The organism is Chryseobacterium sp. MMS23-Vi53 (assembly GCF_047651245.1).
Taxonomy (GTDB): Bacteria; Bacteroidota; Bacteroidia; order Flavobacteriales; family Weeksellaceae; genus Chryseobacterium.
Map to the genome: position 1 here is coordinate 2,308,981 of NZ_CP180265.1, position 22,859 is coordinate 2,331,839.

At 34.8% G+C, this 22,859-nt stretch carries 18 protein-coding genes and 1 riboswitch; of the genes, 5 read left to right on the plus strand and 13 right to left on the minus strand.

What is annotated here, in order from left to right:
- Window positions 1–40 precede the first annotated feature (40 nt).
- Complete coding sequence (locus ACKX2A_RS10175; protein WP_415329351.1) at window positions 41–409, plus strand: DUF1648 domain-containing protein; 369 nt, start codon at window positions 41–43, stop codon at window positions 407–409.
- Here ACKX2A_RS10175 and ACKX2A_RS10180 read toward each other — a convergent pair.
- From ACKX2A_RS10180 to ACKX2A_RS10195, 4 genes are all read right to left on the minus strand, one after another.
- A complete protein-coding gene (locus tag ACKX2A_RS10180) occupies window positions 391–915 on the minus strand; it encodes an acyl-CoA thioesterase (RefSeq protein ID WP_415329353.1) in 525 nt (174 codons plus the stop codon). The two genes, ACKX2A_RS10175 and ACKX2A_RS10180, sit on opposite strands and share 19 nt — an antisense overlap.
- Window position 916: 1 nt before the next feature.
- Window positions 917–1,681, minus strand: coding sequence for a hypothetical protein (locus ACKX2A_RS10185; RefSeq protein ID WP_415329355.1), 765 nt, complete (start codon window positions 1,679–1,681; stop codon window positions 917–919).
- A 472-nt stretch (window positions 1,682–2,153) separates the two neighbouring features.
- Window positions 2,154–4,259, minus strand: a complete 2,106-nt coding sequence (locus tag ACKX2A_RS10190) for a TonB-dependent receptor (protein ID WP_415329357.1) — start codon at window positions 4,257–4,259, stop codon at window positions 2,154–2,156.
- A 103-nt stretch (window positions 4,260–4,362) separates the two neighbouring features.
- A riboswitch (TPP riboswitch) is annotated at window positions 4,363–4,451 on the minus strand.
- Window positions 4,452–4,593: 142 nt separating this feature from the next.
- Entirely contained in the window at window positions 4,594–5,364 is a 771-nt protein-coding gene (locus ACKX2A_RS10195) for a WG repeat-containing protein (protein WP_415329359.1), read from the minus strand.
- A 330-nt stretch (window positions 5,365–5,694) separates the two neighbouring features.
- Between ACKX2A_RS10195 and ACKX2A_RS10200 the strand changes: the two genes are divergently transcribed.
- The gene (locus ACKX2A_RS10200) at window positions 5,695–8,475 is read left to right on the plus strand and encodes a bifunctional aconitate hydratase 2/2-methylisocitrate dehydratase (protein WP_415329361.1); all 2,781 of its coding nucleotides are present in this window, start codon (window positions 5,695–5,697) and stop codon (window positions 8,473–8,475) included.
- Between the two features lie 319 nt (window positions 8,476–8,794).
- Complete coding sequence (locus ACKX2A_RS10205; RefSeq protein WP_415329363.1) at window positions 8,795–11,065, plus strand: aconitate hydratase; 2,271 nt, start codon at window positions 8,795–8,797, stop codon at window positions 11,063–11,065.
- 54 nt (window positions 11,066–11,119) lie between these two features.
- Here ACKX2A_RS10205 and ACKX2A_RS10210 read toward each other — a convergent pair whose 3' ends face one another.
- Both ACKX2A_RS10210 and ACKX2A_RS10215 read right to left on the minus strand, forming a co-directional pair.
- The gene (locus tag ACKX2A_RS10210; RefSeq protein ID WP_415329365.1) at window positions 11,120–11,806 is read right to left on the minus strand and encodes a LytR/AlgR family response regulator transcription factor; all 687 of its coding nucleotides are present in this window, start codon (window positions 11,804–11,806) and stop codon (window positions 11,120–11,122) included.
- A complete protein-coding gene (locus ACKX2A_RS10215; protein WP_415329367.1) occupies window positions 11,799–12,809 on the minus strand; it encodes a sensor histidine kinase in 1,011 nt (336 codons plus the stop codon). The genes ACKX2A_RS10210 and ACKX2A_RS10215 overlap by 8 nt, the downstream gene beginning before the upstream one ends.
- Window positions 12,810–12,968: 159 nt before the next feature.
- Here ACKX2A_RS10215 and ACKX2A_RS10220 point away from each other — a divergent pair, with 159 nt between their 5' ends.
- Entirely contained in the window at window positions 12,969–13,808 is an 840-nt protein-coding gene (locus ACKX2A_RS10220; protein WP_415329369.1) for a DUF5694 domain-containing protein, read from the plus strand.
- Window positions 13,809–13,879: 71 nt separating this feature from the next.
- On the plus strand, window positions 13,880–16,099 hold the full coding sequence (locus ACKX2A_RS10225; protein ID WP_415329371.1) for a TonB-dependent receptor domain-containing protein: 2,220 nt from the start codon (window positions 13,880–13,882) through the stop codon (window positions 16,097–16,099).
- A gap of 183 nt (window positions 16,100–16,282) precedes the next feature.
- Here the strand turns inward: ACKX2A_RS10225 and ACKX2A_RS10230 are convergent, their stop codons facing one another.
- The 7 genes from ACKX2A_RS10230 to thiC form a co-directional block, all read right to left on the minus strand.
- Window positions 16,283–16,993: a HesA/MoeB/ThiF family protein gene (locus tag ACKX2A_RS10230; RefSeq protein WP_415329373.1), complete on the minus strand. Its 711-nt coding sequence runs from the start codon at window positions 16,991–16,993 to the stop codon at window positions 16,283–16,285.
- A 122-nt stretch (window positions 16,994–17,115) separates the two neighbouring features.
- Entirely contained in the window at window positions 17,116–18,234 is a 1,119-nt protein-coding gene (thiH, locus tag ACKX2A_RS10235; protein WP_415329375.1) for a 2-iminoacetate synthase ThiH, read from the minus strand.
- A gap of 11 nt (window positions 18,235–18,245) precedes the next feature.
- Window positions 18,246–19,022, minus strand: a complete 777-nt coding sequence (locus ACKX2A_RS10240; RefSeq protein ID WP_415329377.1) for a thiazole synthase — start codon at window positions 19,020–19,022, stop codon at window positions 18,246–18,248.
- Complete coding sequence (locus tag ACKX2A_RS10245) at window positions 19,019–19,633, minus strand: thiamine phosphate synthase (RefSeq protein ID WP_415329379.1); 615 nt, start codon at window positions 19,631–19,633, stop codon at window positions 19,019–19,021. The genes ACKX2A_RS10240 and ACKX2A_RS10245 overlap by 4 nt, the downstream gene beginning before the upstream one ends.
- 95 nt (window positions 19,634–19,728) lie before the next feature.
- Window positions 19,729–20,472 carry a hydroxymethylpyrimidine/phosphomethylpyrimidine kinase gene (locus ACKX2A_RS10250; RefSeq protein ID WP_415329381.1) on the minus strand — a complete coding sequence of 248 codons (744 nt, stop codon included), beginning with the start codon at window positions 20,470–20,472 and terminating at the stop codon, window positions 19,729–19,731.
- On the minus strand, window positions 20,463–21,032 hold the full coding sequence (locus ACKX2A_RS10255; protein ID WP_415329383.1) for a thiamine phosphate synthase: 570 nt from the start codon (window positions 21,030–21,032) through the stop codon (window positions 20,463–20,465). Before ACKX2A_RS10255 ends, ACKX2A_RS10250 begins: the two co-directional genes overlap by 10 nt.
- Window positions 21,029–22,840, minus strand: a complete 1,812-nt coding sequence (thiC, locus tag ACKX2A_RS10260; protein WP_415329385.1) for a phosphomethylpyrimidine synthase ThiC — start codon at window positions 22,838–22,840, stop codon at window positions 21,029–21,031. Before thiC ends, ACKX2A_RS10255 begins: the two co-directional genes overlap by 4 nt.
- Between the last annotated feature and the right edge of the window lie 19 nt (window positions 22,841–22,859).

Sequence of the window (22,859 nt, forward strand, 5' to 3'; positions counted from 1 at the left end):
ACACCTTTTGTAAAATAGAATTTTTCAATTTTTCATTCAAATGAAATTATCAAAAATTATTTTCAGCTTTTCTGTGCTGTTATTTTTAATATACATTGTTTTATTAGCAGTAAAATTTCCGTCTATTCAGGAAAGAATTCCAATTCATTATTCCTCTGAAGGTGCTGATAATTTTGGAAGTAAAACATTTTTATGGCTGGAAGCAACAATCAGCACTATCATTCTCATATTCACAGGTTTAGTATTATTTATTCCTCAAAAGATGTTTAGAAAATCCGGCGATTATCTAGAAGCATCATATGAAATATCAATAAAAAAACCGACAAATATTTTTGTCGGTTATATCTATAATTGTAACGTTAATTTTTTGCTGTTTTTCTTTAAAAGAGATTATTTAGGTTCTTCCTGAAAAAGCTTCTTAAGCTCTGTCGATTCCGAAGGCTTCATTCTTCCCGATAAGATCAAAGACAATTCTTTTCTTCTTAAAGCGGCAGCAAACCTTTCTTTTTCGATATCTGTTTCCGGTTCCATATCGGGAATGGGAATAGGTCTATTGAATTCATCTACAGCTACAAAAGTATAAATTCCTTTATTGGTCTGAATTTTTTTATGATTGATAGGATCGTCTAACCAAACGTCTACATAAATTTCCATTGAGGTAGAAAAAGCTCTGGAAACTTTAGATTCCATTACAACAATTCCTCCTTCCGGAATCGGATGATCGAACGAAACATGATTTACAGATGCTGTAACTACTCTTCTTTCGCAATGTCTAGTTGCAGAAATTGAAGCACATCTGTCCATTCTTGCCAATAATTCACCACCAAAGAGGTTTCGGAGCTGATTGGTATCATTCGGAAGTACAATATTTGTCATTACCGTCAGAGATTCTGACGCTTTTTTTACTTTTCCCATTTTATTTCTTAGTGTTGTTTGAAGTTGCCGGAATTTTGGCAGCCTTTTGTGTAGCCTGAATAGCAGGTTGAATCTGAGATTTTACCGTTGAATCTTTTTTCAAAGAATCTGCAACCGGCATTGTATGTGTTTGAATTTTCACAGTATCTTTTTCAATTCTGTGCGTTTTGGTTTGTATGGAAATATTCGTTTTGTCAAAGGATTTTTTTCCGAAAAGAAGTTCCTGTTGAGAATATCCTACATAAATAATTCCTAAAACCGGAATAACAACAAGGAAAGCCCAAAGAATAGATTTATTAAATTTATAATCCTTTTCAGAATTTACAACATTTCCGATTTTAACATCTTTATTATTAATGTCTGAAATTTTAATTTCTTCCAAACCATAAAAATCCGGATGATCCGACTCCAATCTGTTTCCTTTGAAATGCGTTTCGCCATCTTCTATGAAAAGCACTCCCAAACCCTGAATTTCCAAAGTCTGGTCCGCCTGCAATTTTTTCTTCCAAAAATCCGTCTGAATCTGCAGATCTGTTTTGGATGCTTCAAGAGACATCTGCTTCTGACCACCGATAAAAGCTGCCAGATCATCCGATTTTATTTGATAATCCGGCGTATAAACAATTTTGCTTGCAGGAGGAAGAATACTCCCATTTTCGGAATTGATAATTGCCTTGGAATTTTCCAGAGAAAACACCCCAAAACCGGGAACAGTAACTGTCCCAAACTGTTTCAAATAGTCTAAAATGTAAGCTGAAATATTCATTTGGTGGCAAATTTATGACTTTTTCGTGACTTTTTGAGAGATTTGTTGATTATGAACAGGAGTTTAAAATAGTTTTATATTTTGTTGATTTTCAATTTAGCAGTGCAAGTTCGTTATTGGTTCATATTCTTTATTTTACAATTGTAAAATTGGTGACATCGAGAGCCTCAGCCACCAATAAGAGTGAATTTAGAAATTGTTTCAATAAAAATTAAATTTGGGATTTTTTAAGAATTGACAAAGTTTTAAAAAACTGGGACTTCGAGAATCTCAAACTCCTACTTTTTAATAATCCTAATGTAAGTTTTGGTTAAAGCCGATTGGTTTGGATATCATTTTGAAAATGGACTAAAGCCCATTCCTATTGATGTTTAAGCTCCAAATAAAAAACAAAAAAGGCCGCCGAAGCAGCCTTAAAAAATCTAACTTTTACTTTTTACTATAATTATTTTAAATATAGCCTGATTGATTTTTACTGAATTTTCCAGCTGATTCCAAACATAAAGTTGGTTCCCGCCTGAGAAAAATAGTAAGGAGTTCCGTCGTAAACAGCTCCGTTGTTTACATATTTTTTGTTGAAAATATTATTCACCAAAAGTTTTAATGCGATATCATTATTTTTAATTTTAAACTGATATTGTGCATTAAAATCCGTCAAAAGATAATCTTTCAACTGTAAATTTTCATCTTCTGAATTATCCAGATATTGTTTTCCAACGTATTGATTTTGTAGGACAAACTGGAAGTTTTTGGTTGGATTAAATCTCAAACCTAAATTTGCAATCACATTTGGAGAAAAAGAAATTTGAGTATTTCCTAAATCTTTTGTTGTCGTTTCATTTTCCACTTTGAAATCTAGATTTCTGTTGTTGCTGAGACTTACATTCCCTGTCAGTTCCCATTGTTTCGACAATTTTGCTAAAGCTCCCAACTCAATCCCGCTTCTATAGCTTTTCCCTGAGTTTGTTCTGATGAAAGCTCCAACGTTGTTCAATTCGCCATTTAAAACCAATTGATTAACATAATACATGTAATACAAATTCGCTGTAAACGATACAATTCCGAATTGTTTTTCGATTCCGGCTTCAAAATCGTGAAGTTTTTCCGCCTTTACATCGTTATTGGCTAACAAATCATCTCTGTTTGGTTCGCGGTGTGCATGTGCATAAGAAAGGAAAATTTTTCCGCTTTCGATTTTATAATTTGCACCCACTTTTGGATTGAAGAACAACCAGTTTTTATCTAAATTAGCCCCTTCATCGTCTCCTGCTGTGATAATTTTTGTGTCATAATCAACATTTCTCAACTGCAAATCTCCGAAGAATTCAAAGTTTTGAACCCTCACCAAAGCCTTTGCAAATCCCGAAACTTCATTTTTCACGGAACGGCTTCTGTAATATTCGTGCTCATCGATTTCAGGAAAAAAAACTCCGGTTACATTTCCATAATGTCTTCCGTAATATTGGTTGGCAACTGCTCCAAAATTCACATCAACAATTCCCAATTTTCCGTACAATGTGGAAACAACTCCATAAAAATCATTATTCAACCATTTTTTTCTGATAAAATCTGAATATTCTTCACCATTGATATCAGCCAAATTATATCTCGAAAAAGGATCTCCCTGCTTATAGTTTTCGTAATATCCCTTTCCTTTAGTATAATGTAATGTCGTTTCTAAATTCCATTTATCATTGAATTTCTGCTCCCAAAGCAACTGATAATGATTTTGTCTGTAATTATCCGTTTCATTATCATAAAATCCGACGATATTTTCCCAGTTCGAATCGTAAATAGCTCCGGAATAATTGAACTTCGGATCTGTTTCCCAAGTTTTTCTGTCGATTCCGTTCCATGCCTGATATGTTTTTTCCTTACCTCCGAAAGCCATCAGACGAATTCTCGTTTTTCCTTCTTCATATAAGGCCGTAAAATTGTAAGAATCCAGTTTTGATGAAGCTCTGTCGATATATCCATCAGAATTAATGTGCGTATATCTCCCCATCACAGAAAGACGGTTTCCCCAGAATTTTCCGGAACCTATCTCCGCAGAATATTTATACGTATTAAATGAGCCATAACTGTCATCCGTTTTGAAATAAAACTTCTCTTCCGGATCTTTCGAAAGAACGTTGATACTTGCTCCAAACGCAGCAGCACCATTATTTGAAGTTCCAACACCTCTTTGAATCAAGATTTGTGACGCAGAACTCGTCAAGTCCGGCACATTCACGAAAAATGTTCCCTGACTTTCGGAATCGTTGTACGGAACACCATTCATCATTACATTGATTGCGCTTCCGGCAACTCCACGGATTCTAAAACCAGTGTATCCAATACCATTTCCGGCATCAGAAGTTGAAATTATGGAAGTTTGGTTTTTCAGTAAAATAGGTAAATCCTGTCCTAAGTTTTTGCTGTCTAAATCTTTCTGAACATTAATGATTTCTTTAGCAACAGGAAGTCTTTTCGTAAAATTAACAGCTTCAATTTCCTTTATCTTTAAGGAATCGGTATTTTGTGCTTGCACGAAAGCAAATGAGCCAACGGTAAGCCCTAAAAAAAATAATCCTTTCATTCTATAAATCTTTAAAATTTAATGAATAAAAGGGGCGGATTATGATGAGTAATTAGTAATCTGTAATAAGTAATATTTGAGAATTGCTCATTACTCATTACCTATTGCTCATTTTTAATTTCCCTAAACAGCATTATCTGTTCCAGGTTCATTGGGTATAATCTCAGCTTGTTACAGCACCCCTTTATTTCAGCCGCGAAATTACGAAAAATTTATGGAATTTGAGAAATTACGTTTTTTGAGGTTTAATGTAGATTTAATTTAAAATAATTTTGTTTTTAAATTTTTCTATCACGGATAATTTACACAGATGTTTGTGTTTTTAATTTAAATTCTAATATGTCTTATTTTTTGAATCTACATAATAGTAATTTTTACCATCTTTTGAAACATCAAACATCCTTCCGAGTTTCCAGCTGAAGTTTCTTTTAATATCGGCATATTCGAAAGGAATGATCACATTATTATTAACATCAACCACTCCGAAAACATTGTTTTTAGAAGCAATAATCATTGGATTGGCGACATCATCCCCCTCCATAATGAAAAGATAATCATATTGAGGATAAATTTTAAACTGTTTGTAATCCTGCGGATTCTGGAATGTTGCTTTTTCTATAATTCCGAAAAAACCATTCATCGTATACGCCTGAAAAAGCTGCTGAACATATTCCTTATGAACACATTGCCCAAGATCCGATTGCTTAAACTTATAAACCCTTTTTCCTTTTTTATCGATTCTGTAAGAAATTTCGTCCTTTTCTACCGTTGCATAATCTGCCGTTCCTAATTTTCTTAATTTTAAATTTGGAGAATTCAGCAGATTACAGTCTTCATAAAAAAACACTGCAATGTGATATTCCGGCTGAATAATAAATTTCCCTTTCTGGTTAACATATCCAAAATTTCCATCTTTCTTTTTTGGAATTAAAAGTGGTAGCTCTACATTAATAAGTGGTAGATCAGGATTTTTATTGGCACGGAATGAAGACTTTTTAACCGTAGTTTTCGGAGTGATTTTAACGGTTGATTTCTTCACAGATCTGGTCTGAGAAAAAACAAAAATCGAAATAAAAACGCATAAAAACTGAACAACATTTTTCATAATCATCATTTGTTTGCAAAAATACCACCAAAAATAGAAAATATAAAATTCATATTTATAAAGAATCTAAATAATTTGAGTCCGAAAAAATATTAAAAATCCGTAAATTTGGGAACATTTTTTAGGTGTTTACGATACGAAACGTCTTTAAGCTGTAATAGTTGACATGAAATAACACAAAAATGTCTGCATCATATATTTTAGCGTTAATTATTAATTTCACACTTTTAACAAAAAAATACAGATTATAAATAATTGTATTTCAAACAAATACAGAAATAATTTCAATTTATTATAATCTACTTTAAGATTGAAAAGACTTCTATTATTATGAATATTTATCAGGATTACATCCAGGAAATCGAGGAAAGAAAAACACAGGGGCTTCACCCAAAACCAATCGACGGAGCAGAATTGCTAAGCGCAATTATTGAGCAGATTAAAGATACAGCAAACGAAAACAGGGCTGATTCTCTAAAATTTTTCATTTATAATACTTTACCGGGTACGACAAGTGCGGCCGGTGCAAAAGCTAAGTTTTTAAAGGAGATCATTTTAGGTGAATCTGTTGTTGAAGAAATTACGCCAACGTTTGCATTTGAACTTTTGTCTCACATGAAAGGTGGACCGTCAATCGAGGTATTACTTGATTTAGCTTTAGGAAATAATGAAGCTATCGCAAAACAAGCTGGTGAAGTTCTTAAAACTCAGGTTTTCTTATATGATGCTGATACAGCTCGTTTAAAAGAGGCTTACGAATTAGGCAGCAAAATTGCTAAAGATATTTTGGAAAGCTATGCAAAAGCAGAGTTTTTCACTAAACTTCCTGAAGTTGCAGAAGAAATAAAAATTGTTACTTACATTGCTGCTGAAGGTGATATTTCAACCGATTTATTATCTCCGGGAAATCAGGCACACTCTCGTTCAGACCGTGAATTGCACGGAAAATGCATGATGTCTCCTGCTCAACAGGAAGAAATAAAAGCTTTACAGGCTCAACATCCTGATGCTAGTGTAATGCTTATCGCAGAAAAAGGAACAATGGGAGTTGGTTCTTCTCGTATGTCTGGTGTAAATAACGTTGCACTTTGGACAGGGAAACAGGCAAGTCCTTACGTACCTTTCGTAAACATTGCTCCGATTGTTGCTGGAACTAATGGAATTTCTCCAATTTTCTTAACAACCGTTGACGTAACCGGAGGTATCGGAATCGATCTTCAGAACTGGGTAAAGAAAACAGATGAAAACGGACATCCTGTTCGTAATGAAAACGGCGATATTATTTTAGAAGAAAAATATTCTGTTGCTACAGGAACTGTTTTAACGATCAATACCAAAGAGAAAAAATTATACAACGGAGATGTTGAATTGAAAGATATTTCAAAATCATTTACTCCGCAAAAATTAGAATTCATCAGAGCGGGAGGTTCTTACGCTATCGTTTTCGGTAAAAAAATCCAGATGTTTGCGGCAAAAACTTTAGGAATTACTGCTCCTGCAGTTTTCGCTCCTTCTAAAGAAATTTCTATCGAAGGACAAGGTTTGACTGCCGTTGAAAAAATCTTCAACAGAAATGCAGTGGGCGTAACGGAAGGTAAACTATTACACGCAGGCTCAGACGTTCGTGTAAAAGTAAACATTGTTGGTTCTCAGGATACAACAGGTTTGATGACTTCTCAGGAATTGGAATCTATGGCTGCAACCGTAATTTCTCCAATTGTTGACGGAGCTTATCAGTCAGGATGTCATACCGCTTCAGTTTGGGATAAAAAAGCGCAGGCTAATATTCCTAAATTAATGAAATTCATGAACGATTTCGGAGTGATCACAGCCCGTGACCCGAAAGGTGAATACCACGCAATGACGGACGTTATTCACAAAGTTCTTAATGATATTACAGTTGACGAATGGGCAATCATCATCGGAGGAGACTCTCACACGAGAATGTCAAAAGGTGTTGCTTTCGGAGCTGACTCTGGAACGGTAGCTTTAGCTTTGGCAACTGGTGAAGCATCAATGCCAATTCCTGAATCGGTGAAAGTAACTTTCAAAGGAGAAATGAAAGAGCATATGGATTTCCGTGATGTAGTTCACGCAACTCAGGCTCAGATGTTGAAGCAATTTGACGGAGAAAACGTTTTCCAAGGTAGAATTATCGAGGTTCATATCGGAACTCTTCCGGCTGACCAAGCGTTTACATTCACAGACTGGACTGCAGAAATGAAGGCTAAAGCTTCTATCTGTATCTCAGAAGACGATACTTTGATCGAATCATTGGAAATTGCAAAAAGCAGAATCCAGATTATGATTGACAAAGGAATGGATAATCACAATCACGTTCTTCAAGGTTTAATTAACAAAGCAAATAAGAGAATCGAGGAAATTAAGTGCGGTGATAAACCAGCTTTAACTCCTGATGCTAATGCTAAATATTACGCAGAAGTTGTTGTAGATCTTGACGTAATCGTTGAACCAATGATTGCCGATCCAGATGTAAATAATGATGACGTTTCTAAAAGATACACACACGATACCATCAGAGACCTTACATATTACGGAGGTGAAAAGAAAGTTGACCTTGGTTTCGTAGGATCTTGCATGGTTCACAAAGGAGATTTGAAAATCGTTTCTCAAATGCTTAAAAACATTGAAAAACAAAACGGAAAAGTAGAATTCCAGGCTCCATTAGTTGTTGCGGCTCCTACTTATAACATCATCGATGAATTAAAAGCAGAAGGCGACTGGGAATTATTAGAAAAATATTCAGGTTTCGAATTCAACGATGCAGCTCCGAAAGGCGAAGCTCGTACGCAATATGAAAATATGATGTACCTTGAGCGTCCGGGTTGTAACCTTTGTATGGGTAACCAGGAAAAAGCTGAAAAAGGAGATACAGTTTTAGCAACTTCTACCCGACTTTTCCAAGGTAGAGTTGTAGAAGATTCTGAACGTAAAAAAGGAGAATCTCTATTAGCTTCTACTCCGGTTGTTGTATTGTCTGCGATCATGGGAAGAATTCCTAATATCGACGAGTACAAAGCTGCTGTAGAAGGTATAGACCTTACAACGTTTGTTCCATCAATTAAAGAATTGGTTACAGTTTGTCACTAATTAAATAAAACGATTAGTCGAAAGACTATTTAAATGATATGAGAAAGATTTTAGTCCATTGGATTTAAAATCTTTCTCTTTTTTATTTAGAATGTTTCTATTTAAGTACCATAAGAATTATTTTATCCTATATCAATGATTCAAAATTTATTTTTTGCTTAACTTGATAGGTATTAAAAATATTCATCATTCATCTTATTTATACTGTTTTACAGAGTATAGGAATAGAATTTGATGAATTTGTTTGGATAATTTTTCGGTTCAAATTTAAATTAAAGAACGAAAAAAACTTATTAGAAAAAGAAAAATTAAAATAGATATGACTTTCGACATCGACATGATCAAAAAAGTGTACGAGCGTTACCCAGAGAGAATTGCTGCAGCAAGACAAATTGTGGGAAAACCTCTTACCCTTTCAGAAAAAATCCTTTACACCCACCTTTGGGAAGGAAATGCTACACAAGCACATGAAAGAGGAAACTCTTATGTAGACTTCGCACCAGACAGAGTAGCAATGCAGGATGCAACTGCGCAGATGGCACTTTTACAATTCATGCAGGCTGGAAAAGCTAAAGTGGCTGTTCCGTCAACAGCTCACGCCGATCACCTTATTCAGGCAAGAGTAGGTGCACAGGCAGATTTACAGGAAGGTCTTAATAAAAACTCGGAAGTTTTCAATTTCTTGGGTTCAGTTTGTGATAAATATGGAATCGGTTTCTGGAAACCGGGAGCCGGAATTATTCACCAGGTCGTATTAGAAAATTATGCTTTCCCGGGAGGAATGATGATTGGAACTGATTCTCACACGGTAAATGCAGGAGGTTTAGGAATGGTTGCCATTGGTGTTGGTGGGGCAGATGCAGTAGATGTAATGGCTGGAATGGCTTGGGAATTGAAAATGCCAAAATTAATTGGTGTAAAATTAACAGGTAAAATGTCCGGCTGGACTTCTGCAAAAGACGTAATCTTAAAAGTTGCAGGAATTCTTACCGTAAAAGGAGGAACAGGATGCATCGTAGAATATTTCGGTGAAGGTGCAGAATCTCTTTCAGCAACAGGAAAAGGGACGATTTGTAATATGGGTGCTGAAATTGGAGCTACAACTTCCACTTTCGGATACGATGATGCAATGAGAAGATATTTAGCTTCTACAGGAAGACAAGATGTTGTAGATGCAGCTGATAAAATTGCTGAGCACTTAACAGGTGACGCTGAAGTTTACGCCAACCCTGAACAATATTTTGATCAATTAATCGAAATCAACCTTTCTGAACTGGCTCCGCATTTAAACGGACCTTTTACTCCTGATTTGGCTACTCCAGTTTCTGAATTCAGAGCTAAAGCGGAAGCCAACGGATGGCCACTTGAAGTAGAATGGGCATTGATTGGTTCTTGTACCAATTCGTCTTACGAAGATTTATCGAGAGCTGCTTCTATTGTGGAAGACGCTGTTGCGAAAGGGGTAAAACCTAAAGCAATTTTAGGAATCAATCCAGGTTCGGAGCAGGTAAAATTTACAGCAGAAAGAGACGGATTTTTAAATTCATTCAGAAAATTTGAAAATGCAAGAATCTTTACCAACGCTTGTGGACCTTGTATCGGACAATGGGACAGAGAAGGTGCTGAAAAAGGAGAGAAAAACTCAATTATTCACTCTTTCAACAGAAACTTTGCGAAAAGAGCGGATGGTAACCCAAATACTCACGCTTTCGTAGCTTCTCCGGAAATGGTTGCTGCTATTGCAATTTCTGGAAGATTAGATTTTAATCCGATTACAGATACTTTAACGAACGAAGCAGGAGAGCAAATAAAATTAAACGAACCTCAAGGTTTTGAATTACCTGCAAAAGGTTTTGCTGTAGATGATAACGGTTACCAAGCTCCATCTGAAGACGGATCTAGCGTTGTAGTTAACGTAAACCCAACTTCAGACAGACTTCAGTTGCTGGAAGAATTCCCAGCTTGGGACGGAAAAAACATTACCGGAGCAAGACTTTTAATCAAAGCATTCGGTAAATGTACAACCGACCACATTTCTATGGCTGGGCCATGGTTAAAATACAGAGGTCACCTGGATAATATTTCAAACAACATGTTGATCGGAGCCGTAAATGCGTTCAATATGGAAACCAACAAGGTGAAGAATGTATTGACTGCAGAATACGGGGAAGTTCCTGCTGTACAAAGAGCTTACAAAGCGGCTGGAGTTCCTTCAATCGTTGTAGGAGATCAAAACTACGGTGAAGGTTCTTCAAGAGAGCACGCTGCAATGGAACCTAGACATTTAGGCGTAAAAGCTGTTTTAGTAAAATCATTCGCAAGAATCCATGAAACAAACCTTAAAAAACAAGGAATGTTAGGAATCACTTTTGCTAATGAAGCTGATTATGATAAAATCTTGGAAGACGACGTAATTAATTTCTTAGATTTAGATCAGTTCGCTCCTGGAAAACAATTGACTTTAGAGTTCATTCACAATGATGGAACTAAAGATATTATCATGGCCAACCACACGTATAACGATCAGCAAATTGATTGGTTTAAAGCAGGTTCTGCTTTGAATTTAATTAAACAACAAGAGAAAAATTAATTGTTAGATTTTAATTAATCATAGAAAAAGCAACTTCAGATTGAGGTTGCTTTTTCATTTAAGTTTGGTCAAAAAATTGTTTCTATAACTTTCCCCGATCGGAATTTCCTGATCCGAAAACAAGATGACTTTTTTAGAATCAAAACTTTTAATCTGATTTAAATTAATGATAAAAGATTTATGAATTCTCACAAAAGAAATTTCCGAAAGCTGTTGTTCCATAGACTTTAAGGTATCTAAAACAATATATTCCTGTTCAGAAGTTTTAATATTCACATAATCTTTGATGCTTTCCACATAGAAAATATCTTCAAAATTGATTCTATGTTGTTGTCCGGAAGATTTTACAAAAAAATGAGACTCTTCCCTATTTTCGTTAAAAGTAAAACGTTCCTGAGCTCTCAAAGCACTTTTATAAAAACGTTCAAAAGAAATCGGTTTCAAAAGATAATCCACAATATTGTGTTCATAACCTTCCAAAGCATATTCGGAATAAGCCGTTGTTAAAATATATTTTTGCTTGTCACCAAGAATTTTCATAAAATTAATGCCCGTCAGTTCCGGCATTTGGATATCCAAAAAAACCAAATCTGATTCGTTATTTTGAATAAATTCTAATGCCTCGATCGGATTTTCCGTGGAGAAAACCAATTCGAGGAAAGGAATTTCTTGCACATAACTTTCCAAAAGCGAAATCGCCAACGGTTCGTCGTCTACAATGATGCATTTAATTTTACTCATTTCGCAAATCAATTTTTAAATCTACGATAAATTCTATTTCCGAATCTTTGATGTTCAATTCATATTTTTTAGGGTAGAGAATTTCCAGCCTTTTTCTCACATTTTCAATTCCGATTCCCGAAACCGAATCTTTCATTCTCTCTTTTTTATAATTTAAAAGATGAAAATTAAGAACCTGATTTTCATCTGAAATTTTCATTCGAAAACCTTTGTTTCGGAAATCTCCGTGTTTAAAGGCATTTTCAACAAACGGAACTAAAATCATTGGAGAAATATTCAATTTGGGGTGGTTGATATTTTTCTCAACAATTAATAATTCAGGATTTTTTAGCCTTAATTTTTCAAGAGCCGTCAAGCTATCAATATATCCGATTTCCTTATCTAAACTGATGAAATCTTTTTCTAAATCTTTCGTACTGTATCTCAATAGTTGGCTTAATTCTTCAAGTGCAGGCAAAGCCTGATCTGATTTTTGATAAACTAAAGAGTAAATATTATTTAAAGAATTAAAAATAAAATGTGGATTGATCTGTGTTTTTAAAGCCTGTAATTCTGCATTTTTTTTGGCTTCAATCAGTTTCGTTTTTTCTTCTTCTGCAATGATGGAATATTTAAAAAACCAAAAAGTCGTACTGATAAAAATCGTTGTGCTGCTGTAGAAAATATTATCAAAAAAGTAAAATCCAAAGCTCACCCCTTTCGCGTAATTTCTGACTCCGAAAAATTGGGGCAAGAACATTTCTTCCGCAAAATATCTTACCACAACAAATGAAGCAACACTGAGAAAAAAAGCGAAGAAGGATTTATACAATTTATCTGCATCAAAAAATCTTGGAACGACGATAAAATAATTCACATAAAAACAAATAATGCTCGTGATAAAAAAAGTAATATTAAAAATCGTATTCTTCGAATGAAAAGCAAAATAAGGAACAAGAACCGCTCCGGTCACATAAATTGCCCAAAAGAAAATGTGCAGATAAAGTAGTTTATTGATTTTCATACAACAAAAATAGATTTTCTCTGAAATTCAGCCTTCATTTTTCGACAAACGGTTCATTTTTTCCGATGAAAATGGTTTCATACCGTTTCAAATTCCTTTGATCGAAATACTATTTTATATTATTAATTGGAATTCTAATTTTGACAAAAAATCAATCCTATGAAAACAATATTATATACATTTTTGCTTTGCTTATCAATATTTGCATTCGCCCAGAAAAACCCATCTGAATATTTCACCAATCCAAAAACGAAAGTTTTAGTTGTCGGATCATTTCATTTTGATTATCCCAATCTTGATGCTCACAAAACTGAAAAAGGTGATCAGGTCGATGTTTTATCACCCAAAACCTCACAAGAAGTAACGGAGCTTATTAGTTATATCAAAAAATTTAAGCCAACAAAAATTGCGATAGAAGCTTTTCCAACTTGGAATGCCAATCAAAAATTAAAGGAATACAAAGAAGGTAAGCACGCAGATAAAAGAGATGAACGTTACCAGATTGCAATGCGTACAGCGAAAGAATTTAATTTAAATGAATTGTACAGCATCGATGCAGAATCTGTTTTGAACGATTTGCAGGAAAGATTCGGGAAGAAAGATTCGTTGTATTTTAATAATTTAAGCAAAGATTATGATTTTGTAAGCGAAGATCCTATATCAAAAGAATACAATGCTTTCTTCAAAAGTTCGGAATCGAAAAACTTCAAATCGCTGTTGGATCTTTTTAAATTTATGAACAGTAAAGAATATCATCAGTATGAATATGGAGCATATTTGAGCGGAGACTTTAAATTAAGAGAACACGATGGTGCAGACATGCTGGCTTTATACTGGTACAACAGAAACCTGAGAATGTTTAGAAATATCCAAAATATTCCGCATACTTCGGAAGACAGGATCTTGGTTGTTGTAGGGAATGGTCATGCTTCTGTTTTAAGACAATTATTCACCTCATCACCTGAATTTGATTATGTGGAATTCAATTCATTAAAATAAAACAGCAAAGTTCGCATTTGTAACAAAAATTCTTTTTCAACGTCTAACCTAATAGAAGTTTGAAAAGCATTATGAAAAAAACAATTATTGCGTTATCTTTTTTGGGTACGGTATATACTTTTGCCCAGGAAAAAACTAATAACCAAGTCAAAGAAAAACAAATTGAAGGTGTCACCATCACCAAAACTAAAAAAGCAGTTGAACAAAAAGCAGATCGTACCATTTTCGACTTTTCGGAACAACCTCAGCTTAATAACGGAAACGTTTTAGAAGGTATTAAAAAACTTCCGGGATTGGTCTCTACAGACATCGCAGGAATGATGTATCAAGGTAAAGTTTTGGATGTTTATTTAAATGGAAGACCTTTAAACATTACTTCCAACGAATTGAATTCTTTTCTTGAAGGAATGCCCGCCAATTCTGTGGACAGAATCGAGGTGATTACTCAGCCCGGCGCAGAATTTCCTGCAACTTCCGGCGGCGCGATCATGAATATTATTACGAATAAAAATGCGAATAAATATTTAACAGCAACCTATTCCGGAAATTATTCTTTTACGAATTACGATAAATTCAGAAGCAGAACGAGCCATTCATTAAATTTGAATGCAAGAAATAAACTGTTCGGATGGCAGTTGAATATCGGGGAAAATTACCGTGAAAGTATGCTTAATTCTAATCAGAATGGTTTGCTATTGAGCAATACAGACCGATACGGACGGGGATATTTTGCAAAATCCGGATTAACTTTTGACCTTGGGCAAGACCGATTATTGCTTAATTACGATATTTATCACAACAATAACGACAACTACACTTTGAGTGAAGGTTTCGCAGATCTTCCCTATAAAAATATTAAAGACAGCATAAGAGAAGGTAATTTTTCTGCTTTTGATGCAGCACATACTTTAAATACGAGACAGGAAGCTGTTATAACCTATCAAAAACGTTTTACAGATAAAGCTCAGAAATTAGATTTTCAGTTTGGTTATACAAAATCGGACAGCAAATTTGATCAGGACAATATTTTCAGAAAGATTACTTACCTAAATCCCGAAGAATCAATTCCGGCATTTTCAGACGGAAACCAATTGAATAATAAGTCTGACATGAAAATCGCCAATTTTAAAATAGATTATTCTCAGCCTTTAAAGATTTTGGATGGTGGAAAAGTAAGTTTGGGAGGTTTATATGAAAATCAGAATTTTGATACGGAAAGCAAAGGCTTAACGAATCTGGAATATAAAAGACAGACAACTGCAACGTATTTGGAATTTCAGGCTAAACTGAAAAAGTTTGATTTTATTTTGGGAACCCGTGCAGAAAACTACGATATTTCGGGAGTTACAAGAGTTTTGGATAGTACGAATTCTGTCGTTCAGAAAGATTTAATTCCTTTTAATAAATTTAAATTATTTCCAAATGCAAGTATTCAGTATAACTTGATGAATCAGGTTAATATTGTGGCGAATTATAACAAGAAGATCAATTTGCCTAGTATTTCTGCCTTAAACCCTAACAATACGACGTTCCAAGGCCCAAATACTCAAGTTACAGGTAATCCCAATCTTCAACCGACAATTTTTGATAATTATGAAATAAAATTATCCGCTTTTGATTATGCTTTCATTGGATACAGCGTAAGTTCAGCAAAAAATCAGGTCGCGCAAATCATTAGAAAAAACGGAAAAAATCTTTATAATGAGCAAATTAATATTGCTGATATGAAGATTCATAATTTCAATGTAGGATTGCCTATTCCATTTATGATTTTCACAAAACCATTGAGTGAGATTATGAAATTTAACTTTAATCCTGATAAAATTAATTTTATGTATCTCTACGCAGGATATCAAAAACATGATATTGATAATTTAAACAACAAAGGATTCTGGATTTTCAATGCAATGGCGCAGGTAATTTTGCCAAAGGATATTAAACTGACAGCAAACTGGAGTTATTTAACACCAAAAGCGGGATACTTCTACTTTACCGCAGAAAAACCATTCAATAATAATGTAGATATTACTTTAACGAAAAAGTTCATGGACAACCGTCTGACTGTTTCTGTTTTTGCCAATGATATTTTCAACGGACAGGTGATGCAGGTTCGCTCGAATCCACCTTCCGGAGAAGCAGTGGTGCTGAAAACAAAGTATGATTCCAGAAATTTCGGATTATCTATTAATTATAAAATTCCGACGAAAAATAAATTAGCAAAAGAAGATGCAAATATTTTAAATCAAACTAAGAAAGAGGAAAATGGTGGAGTGATGCAGCAGGGACAATAGTTTTTTTAGCCACGAATTCACTGATGATTTCATGTAATTATTAGTATTAAAAAGACAATATTTTATCAATAGGAACGGGCTTTAGCCCGTTTTTTTTATGATTCATTTCGAATTAGCTTTAGCCAAAATTTAAAAATCGCTGTGTCATTCGTGAAAAAAAGTTCATGCAATTTGTGTTTAAAATTAGAAATTAATCGTCTGAAATCGCCATTCCAAAGTATCAATCAACGTCAATTGATTCAGCTGCAAAGGCAAATCTGTGATGATTTTTAAAGCTAAATTTGCCATCATACTTCCGACAATTCCCGGCAAAGCACCTAAAACACCAAGACTGTCGCAATCCGGAAGATTTTCATCAAAAGGCGGTTCAGGGAAAATATCTCTTAAATTTTTGCTTCCATTATAATTGAAAATCGCGACTTGCCCTGAAAACCCAAGAATACTTCCGTAAACCAAAGGCTTTATTAATTGAACACAAATGTCATTAACTAAATATCTCGTTTTGAAATTATCAGAACCGTCGATAATTAAATCAAATTGCGAAATAATTTCCTCGATATTTTCATCTTCAATTTTTTCTTCAATTCCAATGAATTTAACCTGATGATTAAGGCTTTTTACAAATGCTTCCGCACTTTTTACCTTTGAAATTCCAACAGAATTCTCATTGTGGATAACTTGTCTGTTTAAATTATGTAACTCAACCTCATCAAAATCTGTAACTCCTAAAACTCCAACTCCAGCCGCAGCTAAATATTGAATAACAGGACTTCCCAAACCTCCTGCTCCAATCACCAAAACTTTGGAATTCATTATTTTTCTTTGACCTTCCAAACCGATTTCTTCGATGAAAATCTGTCGGCTGTATCTTGAGAAAATGTCTTCGTTTTTCATTATTGATTTTTAACGCAAAGGCGCAAGGTTAATTTTTAAAATTATTTTGCATATTTTCGTTCGTAAGGACATTTCATTTAGCAAATGATCGCATTATTTAGTTTAATTCAAACCTTTTACATTTAAATTCCGCTGTAAACAGCATCCCAATCTTTCATGACTGGATCGTAACCTGCCTTTTTAATGATACTTTTAATCTCTTCCATGCTTCTTTCATCGCTGGTTTCAAACTGTTCCAACGATTCTTTGTCCACGGCATAACCTCCGGGATTGGTTTTTGAAGCCGCACTCATTGCTGTGGCACCCAATGAGATAATATTATTCCTAAACTTTTCGTTTTCTCGCGTCGAAATAGAAATTTCTAAATCTTCATTCCAGATTCGATAAGCACAGATTAGTTGTAATAAATCTCTGTCGGACATAATAAAATTTGGTTCAATAATTCCTTCCGCAGGCCGAAGCCTAGGAAATGAAACCGAGTATTTGCTTTTCCAATATTGTTTTTGAAGATAATCGATGTGAAGCGCATTAAAAAAACTATCCACGCGCCAATCTTCCAGACCAAGCAAAACACCCAATCCTATTTTATGGATTCCCGCCTTTCCAATTCTGTCAGGCGTTTCCAGACGAAAATTGAAATTAGATTTCTTTCCTTTCGGATGATATTCTTTGTAAACTTCCTGATGATAGGTTTCCTGATACACCAAAACCGCATTCACTCCCGCATCATGAAGCTGTTGATATTCTTCCTCCGACAAAGGCTGAACTTCAATTGAAATATTAGCGAAATGGGGGTTTAAAAGTCTGATTGCATTCAGAAAATAATCAATTCCTACGGTTTTATTGGCTTCACCGCTTACCAATAAAACATGGTTTACTCCCATTGATTTCAAAACCGTAGCTTCAATCATCATTTCTGTGTCGGAAAGTGTTTTTCTTTTAATTGAATTGTCTAAGCTAAAACCGCAATACGTGCAGATATTCTGGCATTCATTACTCAGATACAAAGGCGCATACAGCTGAATCGTTTTTCCAAAACGTTTTTGAGTAAGCTGTTGTGTCATTTTCGCCATCACTTCCAACTTTTCCGTAGCAACAGGTGAAAGAAAATTAAGGAAATCTTCTATTGTTTTATTCTTTTTTTGAAGACTGTTTTCCACATCAGACAATGTCACTTTTTCAAGTCTCGCTTTCACCTCATCCCATTGATATTTTTCAAAAAAATCTTTAAAACTCTGCATACAATTTAGTTTTAATCAAACAAAAAGGAAGTTAGCGGACTTGATGCTTCCGCATGATTAGAAATCGCTCCCAAGCCCGCTTCAAAAGCTCTTCTTCCGGCAATTACTCCTTCTTTAAAAGCCAATGCCATATTAACCGGATTTTGTGCAACTGCAATTGCTGTATTTACCAAAACCGCATCTGCTCCCATTTCCATAGCTTTCGAAGCATCAGAAGGAGCTCCAATTCCTGCATCAACGACAACCGGAACATTACTTTGAGCAATGATTATCTCTAAAAAGTCCAATGTTCTTAGCCCTTTATTTGTTCCAATCGGTGCTCCTAAGGGCATCACAACAGCTGTTCCCGCTTCTTCCAAGCGTTTGCATAAAACAGGATCTGCGTGAATATAAGGCATTACGATAAATCCTAGTTTTGCCAATTCTTCTGTTGCGTAGAGCGTTTCAATCGGATCGGGTAATAAATATTTCGGATCGGGATGAATTTCTAGCTTTATCCAATTCGTTTCCAGGGCTTCTCTTGCCAATTGTGCTGCTAAAACGGCCTCTTTTGCTGTTCTTGCCCCCGATGTATTGGGTAAAAGATTAGATTTTGTTGGCTTTAAAGCGTTTAAGATATCATCTTCCGAAGAATTGGCATCAATTCTTTTTAATGCCATTGTCACCAGTTCACTTTCTGAGGCGATGATGGAATCGGTCATTTCTGAAAGGTCTCCGAATTTTCCTGTTCCTAAAAACAATCGTGATTCGAAAGTTTTGTCTGCTATAATTAAAGGTTGATTTTTCATTGTAAGATGGTTTTAAATTGGTTAATAACAGAAGGCTGACTAGTAATTTGTCCTGAAACGGCCGCCCCGTAAATTCCGATTTCCTGTAATCGTTCGATATCTTCCAGAATGACACCGCCAATCGCAAATATTTTGGGAATTTTTAATGATTTTTCTTTTAAATCGTTAATGATTTTTTCATATCCTTCAAAACCCAAAATCGGACTCAATTGCTCTTTAGTCGAAGTAAATTTTAAAGGCCCTAATCCGATATAATCACATGGTTCGTCCATTCTTTGAAGAACATCTGAAATCGTATTCGCAGTTCCTCCAATGATTTTATTTTTGCCTAAAATATGTCTTGCAATTTCAATGGATGTATCTTTTAAACCCAAATGAACGCCGTCTGCATCAAGATCTTTTGCAATATGAACATGATCGTTGATGATGCAAACCGTTTGATGATCTGAGCATAATTTTTTTGAAATTTCACAAAGTTTTATAAATTCATTTTCAGGAGCATTTTTCCAACGAACCTGTATCCATTTTATTCCGTTATCAAGAGCTTTTCTGATATTTAGCTCCTGATCTTCTATGGTGAAACCCTGAGATATGTATTGTAATTTTTCCATTTTTTTTTAATTTGAACACAAAGGACACAATGTTTTTATTTTATGCTGTTTTTAAGTTTCACAAAGCCGTTTCACTTAACGAAGACTACAAAGTTTTAATGGTGAAATCCTAATAAATTTGGATTACTTGTTAAAAATTTTTCGATGTATGATTTTCCTTTTCTACAGGCTTTTTCTAAATTCTCTTCTTTTGTTAAATGACTTGCAATAGCTGAAGAAAGGACACAGCCGGAACCGTGTTTTGGATAAAAATTGGAACCCGTATCATTGGGTTCAATGCATATTTCTTTTCCATTTTGAATTAAAATATCTGTTCCTATCCTATCTTCTCTATGACCTCCTTTTATTAAAATTGAACATGAGTTTTCATGATCTTTAAAAAGACGATTTTCTTTTAAAAGCTTATATTCATTATAGTTTGGAGTGATTAAATCAATTTGGTTTAAAATATTTTTTAAATCTGAAATGGTATTTAAATCAAAAAAAGAGAATTCAGATGTGCTTTTCAAAACCGGATCCCAAATGATTTTGGCTTCGGAGTTATTGGTTTTAATTATCTTAATAATTTCACTTAAAAATTTAGCATCCTTTACAACCCCTATTTTCACAACTTCAACCTGATATTTTTTCATTAAAACATTTATTGCCGATAAAATTTCATCAATCGGCTGCCATTGAAGATTATAAAATTCAGATTCGGTTTGTAAAGTCATTGCAGTACAAATTCCCAAGCCTTGAACTCTCAATTGTTCAAACGTTTTAATATCTGCCAACAAACCCGCTCCACCACTTGGATCGTAACCTGCAACACTCATTACAAAAGGACATTCTATCTGCATTTTTTGAAAACATTTAAAGGTTCATCACTTTTCCAAATCGCTCCTAATAAAGCCACTCCATCTACTTTACTGTCAAAAACTTCCTGAATATTATTTTCATTAATTCCTCCCAAAGCGATCAGTTTTACTTTTGAATTATTTCGTCTTTTGATATCATTTAAAATATTCGAATTTTCACCGTATCCTTTTTTAGAAATACTTGGGAAAACCGGACTGATAAAAGCATATTCCCAACTTTCATTCAATTCATTAAAACTTTCAATACCATGAACCGATGTCGAAATTATACTATCTGTAAAGCTTTTAAACAAATTATTTTGTCTATCAATTTCTCTGAAATGAAATCTTAAAATATTAAAATCTTTCGCCAAATCATAATGACTGTGCAAAACCAATTGATGATGAAATTTAGAATCTATATTCTGAATAAAATCCATCATTTTTTCTGAATTAATGAAAGGTTTTCTGATATGAAGCAAATCCAATCCTTCCTGAAATAATTCATTGATCAATTCAGTTTCATTTTGAATCATTTCCTCGGGAGTGATTACGATGATCATATATAAATTTCTTTCCCTTTTTCGATGAACTCCTGCGATTTGTCGAGCATTCCTTTTTCTGCAGATTCACGGATTTCCTGCGTGATTTTCATTGAGCAGAATTTTGGACCGCACATCGAACAGAAATGCGCAATTTTTGCTCCGTCTGCCGGAAGTGTTTCATCATGGTAAGATCTCGCTGTTTCAGGATCTAATGAAAGGTTAAACTGATCTTCCCAACGGAATTCAAATCTTGCCTTACTTAAAGCATTATCTCTGTACTGCGCTCCGGGATGACCTTTCGCCAAATCTGCAGCATGAGCAGCCAGTTTATAGGTAATCACTCCAACTTTTACATCATCTCTATTCGGAAGTCCTAAATGTTCTTTTGGTGTCACATAACACAACATTGCACAACCAAACCACCCGATCATTGCCGCTCCGATTCCCGAAGTAATATGATCGTAACCCGGAGCAATATCTGTCGTCAAAGGTCCTAAAGTGTAAAACGGAGCTTCATCACATACTTCCAATTGCTTCTCCATGTTTTCTTTAATCATGTGCATCGGAACGTGACCGGGACCTTCGATCATGACCTGAACGTTGTGTTTCCATGCGATTTTCGTTAATTCACCTAAAGTTTCCAATTCTGCAAATTGCGCTTCGTCATTAGCATCAGCAATTGAACCCGGACGAAGACCGTCCCCTAACGAAAATGCGACATCATATTTTTTCATGATTTCACAAATCTCCTCGAAATGCGTGTACAAAAAGTTTTCTTTATGATGAAACAGACACCATTTTGCCATAATCGATCCACCTCTGGAAACAATTCCCGTCACACGTTTTGCCGTCAAATGAATATATCTCAACAAAACTCCTGCGTGAATTGTGAAATAAGAAACGCCCTGTTCAGCCTGTTCGATCAACGTATCTTTAAAAATTTCCCATGTTAAATCTTCTGCAACACCTTTTACTTTTTCTAATGCCTGATAAATTGGAACTGTACCAATCGGAACCGGGCTATTTCTGATAATCCATTCTCTGGTTTCATGGATATTTTTTCCGGTTGACAGATCCATAATCGTATCGGCTCCCCATCTGCAAGCCCAAACTGCTTTTTCAACTTCCTCTTCAATGCTTGATGAAACCGCACTGTTTCCGATGTTAGCATTAATTTTAACCAAAAAGTTTCGTCCGATAATCATCGGCTCACTTTCCGGGTGATTGATATTGTTGGGAATAATCGCTCTTCCGGCTGCAATTTCATCTCTTACAAATTCAGGTGTGATTTTATTTTTCGGCGTTTTCGCTCCAAAACTATTTCCTTCATGCTGAAAAGCCATATCTTTTGAAACAGAATCCAATTGCTCGATTCTTTGATTTTCTCGGATGGCAATATATTCCATTTCAGGAGTGATGATTCCCTGTTTTGCGTAATATAATTGGGTAACTTGTTGTCCTTCTTTAGCCACTTTTGGTTTGTGGTTGTAAGAAAAACGCAATTCATCAAGTTTTGAATCGGCCAATCGGCCTTTTCCATATTCAGAAGTAATTCCGTCTAGAATTTCTACATCATTTCTGTCTAAAATCCATTGTTCCCTGATTCTTGGAAGACCTTTTTCGATATTAATTTCAGAATTTTCATCGGTGTAAGCTCCTGATGTATCGTAAACAGTAACAGAAGGATTATGTTCTAAAGTTCCGTTGGATAATTTTGTCGGACTTAGTTGTATTTCGCGCATCGCTACATTGATTGGATGAATTTTTCCTTCAACATAGATTTTTTTTGAGTTCGGGAACGGCGAACGGGTGATGTTATGAGCCATATAATTTTTGTTTTTTTAT